Origin of the sequence: Streptomyces sp. NPDC007264 (genome assembly GCF_042869095.1) — a bacterium.
GTDB lineage: Bacteria > Actinomycetota > Actinomycetes > Streptomycetales > Streptomycetaceae > Streptomyces.
In genome coordinates this window covers 241,499-253,841 of sequence record NZ_JBIAFD010000001.1, presented here as the reverse complement: position 1 = coordinate 253,841, position 12,343 = coordinate 241,499, and the positions used below count along the sequence as shown (strand labels likewise).

The window sequence follows — 12,343 nt, the reverse complement described above, 5'->3', positions numbered from 1 at the left end:
CGTCAGCACCGTAACCGCTGCGCCTGCAAAGGGGCGACGGAGGAAGCGCAAACAGCCGCCGACGGCACGGGGGTTGTGCGCCTCAGCGGGTGGTGGCCGCGGGCCTGCGGCGCACCGCGAAGATCGTCGTGTCGTCCCCCAGGTGACCGCCGCAGTGGCGCAGGGTGCCGTCGCGGACGAGGCGCACCAGCCGGCCGGGCTCGGCGGCGCGCGGGTCCTCGGCGACCGCGCGGGCCACCTCCTGCCGCAGGGGGTAGAACTCCCCCTCCGCGTTGCGCGCCTCGCAGACCCCGTCCGTGACCAGCAGCAGCGTCTCGCCCGGCGCCAGCGGCACGCGCAGCGTGGGCGGCTGCCCGTCGGCCAGTTCGGCGAGGCCCAGCGGGAGGCCACCGCCGGGCGGCAGGGACCGTACTCCGTCGGCGGCGACCACCAGCGGCGGTTCGTGGCCGAAGTTGACGACCTCGATGTGCGTGGGGTCGGTGGGCGGGAAGCCGGCCAGCACGGCGGTGGCGAAACGGTCGTGCTCGTCGCGGCCGGCGTCCGCGCCGTAGTGGACGTGCCGCACCATCCTGGTCTCCAGCCGGTCGCCGATCGTCCGCAGGGCGGGCTCGTGGTAGGCCGCCTCGCGGAACGCGCCGAGCAGCGCCGCCGCGGCCTCGACCGCGCCGAGCCCCTTGCCCTGGACGTCGCCGAGCAGGATGCGGGTGCCGTGCGGCCCGGGCTGGATGTCGTAGAAGTCGCCGCCGACCCGGGCGACGCTGTCGGCGGCGAGGTAGACCGCGGCATGGTCGAGGCCGCCCCAGCCGGGCGGCAGCGGGCGCAGCACGGCGCGCCGGATGGTCTCGGCGATGTCCTGCATGTGCAGCATGCGCTGCTCCCCGCGCACCCGGACCGCGCAGGCCAGCACGGCCAGCACGCTGCCCACGACGACGAGGATGAAGTCCGGCAGCCCGATCTGGAACTGGTGCGGCCAGGCGTGGTCCTCGAGTTCGTAGGTGAGGACGGCCAGGAGGGCGATGACGATCGTGCCCCACAGCCCGCAGATCGCGGCGGCGATGCCGGGGACCAGCACGACCCAGGAGATGATCCGGAACCTGCCGGTGGTGTACCAGTCGACGGTGGCGATGGCGACGAGCAGCGCGAGCGGCGGCACCCAGGCGACGCTGTGCCCGCGCACCCGCAGCAGCTGCTGCCGCCGGCGCAGGGTGTCGGCGCGGGCGAGCCGGTCGCCGACCGAGGCGCGCGACGAGGTGTCCGGGGGCCGGCCGGGCCTGTCTCTCCCGGGGCCGGGGGGTGCGTACGCGGCGTCGGCCACCCCGTCCGGCGCCAGGTCGTCGGGGACGGATCCGGGGGGCAGCGGCCTGCCGCCCGGGCGCCCGAAGCCGCGCCGCCGACGTGCCGGTCCGCCCGGGCCGCCCGGGTTCTCCTCCGGCCCGGGGTGGAGCGGTCGCCTGGTGGGCACCTTGGCTGCCGTCCGTCCGTCAGTACGCGACCGACATGCGGGCGCGCGCATGGGCGCCCCGCTCCAACTCGTCGACGAACGCGACGGCGTAGTCCTCGGCGCTGATGCGGCTGGCGCCGTCCGCGTCGGTCAGCAGCCGGTCGCCGTCCACCCGGAACCTGCCCCTGCGCTCGCCGGGACCGATCTCGGCCGCCGGGGAGACATACGTCCAGTCCAGGTCGTCGACGCCGCGGTAGTACTCCAGGACCGCCCGGTGGGCGAGCGCCTCCGCCCGGTACGCCTCGGGGAAGCCCGGTTGCTCGCACAGCTCCTCGCCCGGTGCGACCTCCAGGCTGCCCGCGCCGCCGACCACCACGAGCCGCCGCACCCCGGCGTCGCGCGTGCCCCGCACGAGGGAGCGGTTGAGGGTGCGGAACGGCTCGTCGGGGTCGGAGCCGTTCCGCGGTGGTGCGCACGCGCTGGCCACCGCGTCCGCCCCCGCCGCCAGGGCGGCGACCTTCGCCGGGTCCGAGGCGTCCGCCGCGGCGGCGGTCACGCCGGGCACCGGTGAGCGACCGGACCGGCTCACGGCCGTGACCCGGTGTCCGCGCTGTGCCGCCTCCGCGGCGATCCGGCTGCCCAGCATTCCCGTCGCCCCGAACAGCACGATCCTCATGAGCCCCAGCGAAACACGGCCCCGGGGGCCGCGCATCCCGACTTGCCGACCGCCCCGGCCAGGTGTGCGCTGGTGAACGGGGGCGAGGAGAGAGAGGAGTGCTCCCATGGTTCATGCGGCACCCCCGGCACGGACCACCGCGCACATGCCCGTCACCACCGCCGGCACGCCCGTCACGGCCTACCGGCCGCCGGACGTCTTCGACCGGCGCGCGCACATGGTGGCGAGGGTGGCGGGGTCCGTCCTGCTCGGGCTCGTCTACGGCTACTGGGCCGCGGCCAACCGGCGTTCCGGCGGCCCCATCACCGGCTGGAACGTGTTGTTCGGCCTCGTGTGCGCGGTGGTGTTCGCGGCGCTGTGCATCGGGATGCTGCGGGTGGCGCCGAGGCTGGCACGCGGGGCCCACGCGCTGCTGTGGGCGGTGTTCACGGGCATCGCGCTCGGCTTCCTGTACAGCCAGACAGGACAGAGCGTGCTGCGCTCCTGCGGTCTCGCGCTCGCGGTCGCCGCGGCCGTGTTCCTGTTCGACTACTACCGCTACTACACACCGCGGTCCGCGCGACGCCGGGCGGACACACCTCGGTCCACGCGACGACGGGCGGACACACCGCGGTCCACGGGACGACACGCGGGCTGACCTCCGGTCACCCGCCCCTGCGGCGCACGAGGCCCCGGCGCGACGGCCCACGACGACGCCCGGGGCCTCGTGCGTCTCCCTCACTCACCCGCCGCCCGGGCGGCGGTCCCGGGAGCCGGCCGAGGAACTCTCCCACCACCAGGTAACACCCGTTCGGGGGAACGCTCCACCGGAGCGTGCGCCCGGGCGGCGGCAGGGGCCGCGGCCGCCGTCCGCACCGCAGGGCTCGTCATATCCACCCATTTGCAGGCCATAGGGTCGCCCATGGCGTCCGGGCGCGTTTCCCTGGTGGCGTGTCTCGACGTGTCAGGGGCGTCCTCGCCGCCGTGCTGGTCGGCCTCGCGTGTCTGCTCGCACCGCTCGGCGCGCTCGCCGCGTGGGCCAAGTACGGCATCGAGGACGGCGCCCGCTACGCCGCCACCACCGCCCCGCTCGCCTCCGACGACCAGGTCCGGGACGCCGTCGCCGGCGCCATCACCGACGGCATCATGCGCGAGGTGCACGTCGGCCCGCCCCTGCGCGGCTCCGTGCACGCCTTCGTCCACGAGGCGGTGCGCTCGTTCACCGGCACCCCGGCGTTCCGCACCGCCTGGGCCACCGCGAACCTCAGCGCCCACGACGCCGTCATGCGCGCCCTGCACGGCGACGGCGACCGCCCGGTCACCGTCGACCTCGCCCCCGCCGCCGAACGCATGAAACGGCAACTCGCCCACGAGCACGTGCCGTTCGCCGGCCGCATCCCGGTCGCACACACGGAGATCACCCTGCTGCAGTCGGAGGACCTGGAAAAGCTCCGGAAGGGGTTCCACGTGCTCGAAGTCGCCGGTTTCTGGCTTCCCGTCACCGCGGTCTGCCTCGCCCTGGCCGGTATCGCGCTGTCCGTGTGCCGCCGCCGGGCCGTGCTGGCGACCGGGCTCGGCACGGCGCTGGGGGCGGCACTGCTGGGCGTCGCGATCGCGGTGGGCCGCCGGATGACGCTCGACGGGCTTCCCGAGGACGTCTCGCACCCGGCCGCGGCCGCGATCTACGACACGCTCACCGAGACGCTCCGCACCGCGTCCTGGCTGCTGCTGGCGCTCGGCCTCGCGGTCGCCCTGGCCGCCTGGCTCACGGGTGTGCACGCGCGACGGCGGCGAGCGTCCGCAGGGCCCGCTCCAGTTCCGGGAGAGGGGCCGACGCGAGCCCGAGCCTGACGCAGTCCGGGGCGGCGCCGTCCGCACCGCGGTCGCCGGCCGCGAAGGCCGGTCCCGGCGTCACCGCGATGCCCCGCCGCGCCGCGGCCGCCGCGAACACGTCCGCGCGCCAGGGCCGCGGCAGCCGCCACCACGCGTAGTAGACCCGCGGATCGGCGCGCACGGCGAAGCCGTCCAGGTGCCGCGCCACCAACCGCTGCCGCGCCGCCGCGTCCGCCCGTTTCGCCTCCACCAGGCGCGCCACGGTCCCGTCCCCGATCCACCGCACGGCCGCCTCCAGGGCGAAGCTGCCCGCCGTCCATCCGCCCGACCGCAGCGCCGCGGCCGTCTGCCCGCCGCGCCCCTCGGGCACCACCAGGAACCCGACGGTGAGGCCGGGCGCGACCCGTTTGGACAGCCCGTCGACGACGTAGGTGCGTTCGGGCGCGCACACCGCCAGGGGCTCCCCGCTCTCCGGCCCGCACAGGAACGACCAGATGCGGTCCTCGACGACGGGCAGCCGCAGGTCCCGTACCGTGTCGGCCAGTTGCCGCCTGCGTTCCGGGCCCGTCGGCGCCGACGTCGGATTGTGCAGCGTCGGCTGGACGTACACCGCCGACAGCGGCGCCGAGCGGTGCGCCGCGGCGAGCGCGTCCGGGCGCAGTCCCTGCTCGTCCATGGCGAGCGGGACCAGCACGATGCCCAGGCGGGCCGCGATCTCCTTGACCAGCGGATAGGTCAGCTGTTCGACGCCGACGCGGCCCCCGGGCCGCACCAGGGCGGCGAGGGCGCCCGCGATGGCCTGCCGTGCGTTGCCCGCGAACAGCAGCCGGTCCGGTGCGGGCCGCCAGCCGCCGGCGGCGAGGAGCCCGGCGGCCGCCTCGCGCGCGGCCGACGTTCCCGCGGCGGCGGCCGGCCGGGTCGCCTCGGTCAGCACGTCGGGCCGCAGCAGCGGCGCAAGACCGGCCGCCAGCAGCTCCGACTGGCCCGGCACGGACGGGTAGTTGAGCTCCATGTTGATCTGCGCCGTCGTCGCCGGTTCGGCGAGCGCCTGCCCCGAGGGCACCGGCGAGGCCCGTACGAAGGTGCCGCGCCCGACCTCGCCCACCACCAGCCCGCGCCGCACGAGTTCGGCGTACACCCGCCCCGCCGTCGAGGCCGCGATGCCGTGCCGCCGTGCGAACAGCCGCTGCGGCGGCAGCCGTTCACCGGGCCCCGGCCGCCCGGCGGCGATCTCCGCGGCGATCCGGTCGGCGATGTGCCGGTAGTCCCCCATCAGCCCTCCGTCGTCCCGTCCTCGGGTTCCCCCCGGATGCCGTCGAATGCCCCGGATTGCACCGAGAGCAAAGATCTTATTGCACCGAGCAGAGGGCCCGCCTAGGGTCATGCCCATGGCACCCTTCCTCGCATACGAGGACAAAGGCACCGGTACCGGCCGGCTGCCCCTCGTCCTGGTCCACGGCCACCCCTTCGACCGCACGATGTGGGCCCCGCAGCTCACCGGGTTCGCGCGCACGCGCCGCGTGATCGCCCCCGACCTGCGCGGCTACGGCGCCTCCCCCGTCGTCCCCGGGGTCACCCCGCTGTCGGAGTTCGCCGACGACATCGCGGCGCTCCTCGACGACCTCGGGGTGGACCGCTTCGTCCTCGCGGGGCTCTCCATGGGCGGCCAGATCGCCATGGAGTGCTGGGCCCGGTTCCCGCACCGGATCGCCGGTCTGGTCCTCGCGGACACCTTCCCCCAGCCGGAGACCGAGGAGGGCAGGCAGGCCCGGTACGCCATGGCGGAGCGACTGCTGCGCGAGGGCATGCACGGCTACGCCGACGAGGTGCTGTACCGGATGGTCGCCCCCTACGCCGACGCCGACGTGGCGGCACACGTCCACCGGATGATGACGGCGACACCCCCGCAGGGCGCGGCGGCCGCCCTGCGCGGCCGGGCGCAGCGGCCCGACTACCGCGACCTGCTCACCCGCGTGACGGTCCCGGCCCTGGTGGTGGTCGGCGAGGACGACACGTACACGCCGGTGGCGGACGCGGAGGCCCTGCACGCGGCGCTGCCCGACGCGACGCTGCACGTCGTCGCGGGCGCGGCCCACCTGCCGAACCTGGAGCGGCCGGAGGAGTTCGACAAGGCGCTGGCGGAATTCCTGGAGCGCCTGGACGCCTGACGCACGCACCCGCGGTCACCCGTTCGGCTCAGGCCACCGGGCGCGTCACCCGTCCGCGGGGTGAACCTTCGGGTGAACGTCCCGTCCCGAGGAGGCGACCCCCATGGTCCAGCACACCGCACCCACCCCCCACCCGAAGCACGCCGCGTGGACGACCGGCGGCACGGCGTTCGCCGGGGTCCTGATGATGGTCGGCGGCATCATCGGCGTGCTGAACGGCATCGCGGGCATCGCCACGAACAACGTCTACGTCCGCGTCGGCAGCTACCTGTACGAGTTCAACCTCACCACCTGGGGCTGGATCCACCTGGTCGTGGGCGCCCTGGTGGCCCTCACGGGCTGGGGCGTGCTCCAGGGCATGGAGTGGGCCCGCTGGGCAGGCGTGGGCCTGGCGGCCCTGTACATGATCCTCTACTTCATGTTCCTGCCGTACGCCCCGGTCTGGTCGGTCATCGCCATCGCGATCGGCGCCTTCGTGATCTGGGCCCTGGTGACGCCGGAACGCACCACGGCGGCACGGTAGCCCCCTGCCGGCCCCGGCGGCGGCCCTCGGCCCGACAGCCGGGGGCCGCCGCTGCGGCAACCGTTCCTTCCCGTCCGCCCGTCCTTGGGGGAGGATCGGGCACCCGGTCCACGGAGGGGAAGGCGGCCGGCGCGTGGACACCGCGACCACGGAACGGACCGACCCGGCCGACACCCGGAGCCGCTCCCGGGCACGGACCGCGGGGGGCTGGTTCGCCTGCCTGCTGCTCGCCGGGGTGAGCGCCGTCGTCGGCTGCCGTGCCGCCGACACCGACGCGCGCACGCCCGTCCCGCAACTGCTCGCGTTCCTGCCCTGGCTGCTCGCGCCCACCGCTCTCGCCCTGCTCCTCGCCCTGCTCGCCCGCTGGCGCGCCGGCATGGTCTGGGGTCTCCTCGCCCTCGCCGCCCTCGCCTGGTTCGCCGAGCCGTACGGCAGGACCGACGATCCCACCGGCACCGCCCTCGCCGAGTTCCGGGTGATGACCTCCAACGTGGAGGTCGGCCGCGGCACGGACGCCCTCGTGCGCGCCGTCCGCCGCGAGCGGCCCGACGTCGTGTTCGTCGAGGAGTGCGAGCACCACTGCTCCGCCGCCCTGCGGCGTGCCTTCGGCGGCACGGACGGCGGCTACCCGTACCGGCGGGCCGTGGACGGCGGCGGCTCCGACGGCTCGCTCGTCCTCAGCCGGTTCCCGCTCCGGGCAGCGCCCGGGGTACCCGGCACCATGGGCATGCCCGGGGCCGTCGCCGACGTCCACGGCCACGCCGTACGGCTCCAGCTCGCCCATCCCACGCCCCCGCTCCCCGGCCGGGTGTCCCTGTGGCGACGCGAGCTGGGGGCGCTGCGCGCCTGGGCGGCGGCCGGGAGCGACACCTCCACGGTCCTCGCCGGCGACTTCAACGCCTCCCAGGACCACGCCGCCTTCCGCCGCATCCTCGACACCGGCCTGCGCGACGCCGCCCGCCTCGCCGACGCCGCCCGTACGCCCTCGTGGCCCGCCAGGACGGCGCCGGCGTTCGGGGCCCAGATCGACCACGTCCTCGTCTCCCGGGACTTCTCCGCGAACTCGGCCCGCTTCCTGGACATCGCCGGCACCGATCACCGCGCCCTGGTCGTCGACATCACCCTCCACCGGCGCGACTGAGCCCCCGACGGGGCACGGCGACGGGGCACGGCGACGGGGCACGGTGACGGGGGCGCCGTCCTGACGGACGACGCCCCCGCTGTCGTGGCACCTGATACCGCTGGACCCCGCCAGATCCCGCTAGACCCCGATGTCGCGGCCGTCGGCACGCCACACGGCGACCACGGCGGGGCGGACGATCTTCCCGGGGCCGTCGGGCCAGGTGCTGGCCGGCGTCTCCACCGTGGCGCCGTCGACCTCACCCGGGTGCTGCACGGCCACCAGCACCCGGCGGTCCTGGACGAGGGGGCCGCAGGTCTCGGCGCCGGTGGGCACGGTCAGGAACTGCTTGAGTTCACCGCGCCGTTCGCCGCGTGTGGCGACGCCGAAGAGGCCGTCGTGCGAACCGAGCTGGTTGCCGTCCGTGGAGATCCACAGGTTGCCGTGCGGGTCGAAGGCCACGTTGTCCGGGCAGGAGATGGGGCTGACCCGGTCCTTGGGGAACCCCGCGAAGTAGGTGGCGGGGTCGGCGGGGTCACCGGCGACGAGGAACAGCGACCAGGCGAACACGGTGGACTCCGGCCGGTTGCGCCCCTCGGTGAGTTCCAGGATGTGGCCGTGCTTGTTGGCGTTGCGCGGGTTGGCCTCGTCGGCGGGCGCCTGTCCGCTCAGACCGCGCTTGGTGTTGTTGGTGAGGGCGACGTACACCTTGCCGGTGTGCGGGGAGGGCTGGATGTCCTCGGGCCGGTCCATCTTGGTCGCCCCTGCCTTGTCGGCGGCGAGCCGCGTGAACACGAAGACCTCTTCCGCGCTCATGCCCTCGACGTGCGACACCGCCCCGTGCGCGGTGGCGGTGGCCAGCGGGATCCAGGTGCCGGAACCGTCGAACTCCCCGTCGCCCGGGAGCTTTCCGCTCCCGTCGATGTCGGAGGCGGGCGAGTCGCCGGTGAGCCGGGCCACGTAGAGAGTCCCCTCGTCGAGCAGCGAGAGGTTGTGCTCGCGCACGGCGCGGGAGCCTCCGTGCCGCATCCGCTTGCTGCCGACGAACTTGTAGAAGTAGTCGAACCGCTCGTCGTCGCCGGAGTAGACGACCGGCCGCCCGTCATCGGTGAGCCTGACGGTCGCGGCCTCGTGCTTGAACCGGCCGAGGGCGGTGTGCTTGCGGGGCGTGGAGTGCGGGTCGTACGGGTCGAACTCCACGACGTACCCGAAGCGGTGCGCCTCGTTGGGCTCCTGGGCCAGGTCGAAGCGGCGGTCGAACCGCTCCCACTTGCGCTCGGTGGCGGACGTGCCGATGCCGTACCGCTTGTCGGTGGCTCGGCTGCCGTTCGCGAAGTACTGGTTGAAGTTCTCCTCGCCGTGCAGGGTGGTGCCCCACGGGGTGGTGCCGCCGGAGCAGTTGTTGAGGGTACCGAGGACCTTGCGGCCGGTCGGGTCGGCGGAGGTCTTCAGGAGGTCGGACCCGGCGGCGGGCCCGGTGAGGCGGAACTCGCTGGTGGCGGTGATGCGGCGGTTGAGGGGGTGGCGCGGCACGGCCGTGAGGCGGCCGGTGCACTCGTCCTCCTCGACGACCACGGCGGCCAGGCCGTGGGCGGCCCACGCCACCTCGACCTGCTGCCGGGTGGGGTTCTCGGGGTCGTAGCCCCGGAACATGATCACTTCGTCGGTGTACTCGTGATTGGCCACGAGGAGCTGCCGACGCCGCTCGCCCGGGAGCGGGAGCAGGGCGAGGAAGTCGTTGTTGTACCCGAACTGGCCGGCCTGGGCGGCGGCGGTCTGGTTCTCCGGGTCGAAGGCGGGGGCGCCGCGCAGGATCGGGTCGCCCCAGCGGATGACGACGTTCTGGCGGTAGCCGTCGGGGACGGTGACGGCGTCGGCGGTGTTGGGGGCGACGGGGTCGAAGCGGAGGCCGCGGGCGGCGCCGGTGCGGGAGGAGGTGGCGGCCTGCGCCCGCCCGCCGGCGGCCGCGGTGGCGGCCCGTGCCTGCGGGGCCTTGGCGACGGCGGCGGCACCGGTGGCGGCGGCGACGGTGACGACGGCCGCGGCGCGGAGGGCGGAACGGCGGCTGAGGGCTCCGGCGATGACGTCACCGACGTAGTCGTTGGAGCTGGTGTTGGGCACCTCGTGGAAACAGGCGTCGCCGCACCGGAAGCGACAGGTCAGGGCGGACCGCCCGCCGGGGTGCGCGGCGGACGGCGTTCCGATCAATGGCAGTTGCTTGCGCACTTTGCTCTCCCCATACGATCCCTTGGCGTGGACGTGACGCTAGGCGCATGGGCGAGCGGACGCTGGGCGAATGAGTGAACTGTAGGTGAACCAGGGGAATCCGTAAGGACGTTGAGGTACCCCACCGGCGTGGCGTGAGCTGCGGAAGTGGACCGTTCGGTCACGGTGTGGGCGACGGAGGCTGCGCGGTCTTGACATCGGGCGTGTCCGATGATTGAACCCTCCCCAAGATCGGCACCTGTGGCCGCTAACCTTACGTGTCCGTCCTGGCCAGGGATTGACGGGCATCACCTCATGCGAAGGGTTGCGCACATGGGCATTCTCACTCTCCTGCGGAACGCGTTCGGCCGCTCACGCAAGGGTCGCACCGCCGAGGGGGAGCCCTCGCGCGAGACGGCCACGGACACGACGTCCACGGAGGCGACGGTTCCGGCTCCGGCGACGGAGCCCGCCGAGTCGGCCTCGTCGGCCGAGATCCCGGCACAGTCGTCCGGCCGGACGGACGAGCACGACCTGGTGGCGGCGGCGTTCGACAACGTGACCGTACCCAGGCAGGCGACCCCCGGGACGGCGGAGCCCGCACCCGAGCCGGAGGCCGAGCCGGAGGCCGAGCCGGCTGCGGAGGCGGAGCCGGTCGCCGAGACCACGGCGGAGGCAGAGCCGGAGCCGGTCGCCGAGGCAGAGGCGGAGCCGGCTGCCGAGGCAACCCCGGAGCCGGCCACCGAGACGACCGTGGAGGCCGTCCCCGAACCCGAGCCGGAGGCCGAAGCCGCACCGGAAGCGGAACCGGAGCCGGAGCCGGCCCCCGAGGCCGAAGCGGAGACCGCACCCGAGCCGGAGCCCGCCGCCGACGCGACCCCGGAGGCAACCCCGGAGCCGGAGGCCGCGCCCGAGCCGGCCGCCGAGGTGACTCCGGAGGCAGCTGCCGAACCGGCCGACGAGGTGGCGCCCGAGCCGGAGCCCGAGACGGTCGAGCAGCCCGAACCGGAGCCGGTGGCGGCCGAGGCGGAGCCGGTCGCCGAGACGACCACCGAAGCCGCCCCGGAACCGACGACCGAGGCCGCGCCGGAACCGGAGCCGGCCCCCGAGGCCGAGGCGGAGCCGGAGCCGGTCGCCGAGGCGACCGTGGAGGCAGCCTCGGAGCCGGAGGCCGAGGCGACCCCCGAACCCCAGCCGGAGGCCGAAGCCACCCCGGAACCGACGGCCGAGGCCGCACCGGAGCCGACTCCCGAGGCCGAAGCGGAGACCGCACCCGAGCCGGAGCCCGCCGCCGAACCGACCCCGGAAGCAACCCCGGAGCCGGAGGCCGAGGCGACCCCCGAACCCCAGCCGGAGGCCGAAGCCGCACCGGAAGCGGAACCGGAGCCGGAGCCGACCCCCGAACCGACAGCCGCACCCGAATCCGAAATCGACCCCGACCCCGAGCCCGCCCCCGCCCCCGAGCCCGAGCCCGAGGCGCTCGTCGCCGACGACCCGGCGCCCGCGCAGGTGGAGGAGCCGGCCCCCGCGGCGGCGGAAGACCCGACCCCCGCCCAGGCGGACGACCCCGCGGACGACCCCGCGGACGACCCCGCGGACGACCCCGAGCCCGCCCTGACGCTCGCCGGCCTGAAGTCCCGCGCCCCCGGCCTGGCCACCGCCTACAACGCCGCGGCCACCGTCCTCGACCAGCGCGGCCTCACCGGCGCCCGCGCCAAGGTGTACCTGGTCCTGGACCGCTCGGCGTCCATGCGCCCGTACTACAAGGACGGCTCGGCCCAGGCCCTCGGCGAGCAGGCCCTCGCGCTGGCCGCGCACCTCGACCCCGAGGCCACGGTCCACGTCGTCTTCTTCTCCACCGAACTCGACGGCACCGGCGAGCTGACCCTCACCGACCACGAGAACAAGATCGACGAGCTGCACGCGTCCCTCGGCCGCATGGGCCGCACCAGCTACCACGTCGCGGTGGAGGCCGTGGCCGCCCACCACCGGCAGTCGCAGGACCCGGCCCTGCCCGCCCTGGTGATCTTCCAGACGGACGGCGCGCCGGACGCGAAGACCCCCGCCACCCAGTCGCTGACGGAGGCCGCGAAGAACCACCCGGCGCTCTTCTTCTCCTTCGTCGCCTTCGGCGACCCGGAGAACAAGGCGTTCGACTACCTCCGCAAGCTGAAGCCGGACAACACGTCCCACTTCCTGGCCGGCGAGACCCCGCGCGAGCTGACGGACACGGAGGTCTACGAGGGAGTCCTGGCGGCCTGGCGCCCGTAACCGCCGTACCCGCCGTACCCGCCGTACCGCCGCACCCGGCGCATCCACGCCGCCCGCTTCTCACCCCGTAAAACGGGAAGCGGGCGGCGTACCCGTGTCGGCTACGATTTCAAGGTTCGTAAACGAC

The 12,343-nt window shown here is 74.8% G+C and carries 10 protein-coding genes; 6 read left to right on the top strand and 4 right to left on the bottom strand.

Annotated features, from left to right (window positions below; translation table 11 throughout):
• Positions 1 to 82: 82 nt before the first annotated feature.
• Both ACFYMU_RS01185 and ACFYMU_RS01180 read right to left on the bottom strand, forming a co-directional pair.
• Complete coding sequence (locus tag ACFYMU_RS01185; RefSeq protein WP_388366943.1) at positions 83 to 1,204, bottom strand: PP2C family protein-serine/threonine phosphatase; 1,122 nt, start codon at positions 1,202 to 1,204, stop codon at positions 83 to 85.
• Between the two features lie 277 nt (positions 1,205 to 1,481).
• Positions 1,482 to 2,117: an NAD(P)-dependent oxidoreductase gene (locus tag ACFYMU_RS01180; protein WP_388366418.1), complete on the bottom strand. Its 636-nt coding sequence runs from the start codon at positions 2,115 to 2,117 to the stop codon at positions 1,482 to 1,484.
• Between the two features lie 106 nt (positions 2,118 to 2,223).
• Here ACFYMU_RS01180 and ACFYMU_RS01175 point away from each other — a divergent pair, with 106 nt between their 5' ends.
• Both ACFYMU_RS01175 and ACFYMU_RS01170 read left to right on the top strand, forming a co-directional pair.
• Entirely contained in the window at positions 2,224 to 2,754 is a 531-nt protein-coding gene (locus ACFYMU_RS01175) for a hypothetical protein (protein WP_388366416.1), read from the top strand.
• A gap of 293 nt (positions 2,755 to 3,047) precedes the next feature.
• A complete protein-coding gene (locus ACFYMU_RS01170) occupies positions 3,048 to 3,947 on the top strand; it encodes a hypothetical protein (protein ID WP_388366414.1) in 900 nt (299 codons plus the stop codon).
• On the opposite strand, the gene ACFYMU_RS01165 is transcribed toward ACFYMU_RS01170, so the two are convergent.
• On the bottom strand, positions 3,862 to 5,202 hold the full coding sequence (locus ACFYMU_RS01165) for a PLP-dependent aminotransferase family protein (RefSeq protein ID WP_388366412.1): 1,341 nt from the start codon (positions 5,200 to 5,202) through the stop codon (positions 3,862 to 3,864). The two genes, ACFYMU_RS01170 and ACFYMU_RS01165, sit on opposite strands and share 86 nt — an antisense overlap.
• A 115-nt stretch (positions 5,203 to 5,317) precedes the next feature.
• Here ACFYMU_RS01165 and ACFYMU_RS01160 point away from each other — a divergent pair, with 115 nt between their 5' ends.
• The 3 genes from ACFYMU_RS01160 to ACFYMU_RS01150 all read left to right on the top strand — a co-directional run bounded on the left by ACFYMU_RS01160 (position 5,318) and on the right by ACFYMU_RS01150 (position 7,761).
• Complete coding sequence (locus ACFYMU_RS01160) at positions 5,318 to 6,097, top strand: alpha/beta fold hydrolase (RefSeq protein WP_388366410.1); 780 nt, start codon at positions 5,318 to 5,320, stop codon at positions 6,095 to 6,097.
• A gap of 103 nt (positions 6,098 to 6,200) precedes the next feature.
• The gene (locus ACFYMU_RS01155; RefSeq protein ID WP_388366408.1) at positions 6,201 to 6,620 is read left to right on the top strand and encodes a hypothetical protein; all 420 of its coding nucleotides are present in this window, start codon (positions 6,201 to 6,203) and stop codon (positions 6,618 to 6,620) included.
• Between the two features lie 133 nt (positions 6,621 to 6,753).
• Complete coding sequence (locus ACFYMU_RS01150) at positions 6,754 to 7,761, top strand: endonuclease/exonuclease/phosphatase family protein (protein ID WP_388366406.1); 1,008 nt, start codon at positions 6,754 to 6,756, stop codon at positions 7,759 to 7,761.
• A 120-nt stretch (positions 7,762 to 7,881) separates the two neighbouring features.
• Here ACFYMU_RS01150 and ACFYMU_RS01145 read toward each other — a convergent pair whose 3' ends face one another.
• Entirely contained in the window at positions 7,882 to 9,966 is a 2,085-nt protein-coding gene (locus tag ACFYMU_RS01145; RefSeq protein ID WP_388366405.1) for a PhoX family protein, read from the bottom strand.
• Positions 9,967 to 10,278: 312 nt separating this feature from the next.
• On the opposite strand from ACFYMU_RS01145, the gene ACFYMU_RS01140 reads away from it, so the two are divergent.
• A complete protein-coding gene (locus tag ACFYMU_RS01140; protein ID WP_388366403.1) occupies positions 10,279 to 12,216 on the top strand; it encodes a VWA domain-containing protein in 1,938 nt (645 codons plus the stop codon).
• The last annotated feature ends 127 nt before the right edge of the window (positions 12,217 to 12,343 follow it).

Bases quoted from the DNA above. Each gene is read 5' to 3' on its own strand.
- ACFYMU_RS01180 (WP_388366418.1), bottom strand. From the start codon at position 2,117: ATGAGGATCGTGCTGTTCGGGGCGACGGGAATGCTGGGCAGCCGGATC.
- ACFYMU_RS01175 (WP_388366416.1), top strand. From the start codon at position 2,224: ATGGTTCATGCGGCACCCCCGGCACGGACCACCGCGCACATGCCCGTC.
- ACFYMU_RS01165 (WP_388366412.1), bottom strand. From the start codon at position 5,202: ATGGGGGACTACCGGCACATCGCCGACCGGATCGCCGCGGAGATCGCC.
- ACFYMU_RS01160 (WP_388366410.1), top strand. From the start codon at position 5,318: ATGGCACCCTTCCTCGCATACGAGGACAAAGGCACCGGTACCGGCCGG.
- ACFYMU_RS01155 (WP_388366408.1), top strand. From the start codon at position 6,201: ATGGTCCAGCACACCGCACCCACCCCCCACCCGAAGCACGCCGCGTGG.
- ACFYMU_RS01140 (WP_388366403.1), top strand. From the start codon at position 10,279: ATGGGCATTCTCACTCTCCTGCGGAACGCGTTCGGCCGCTCACGCAAG.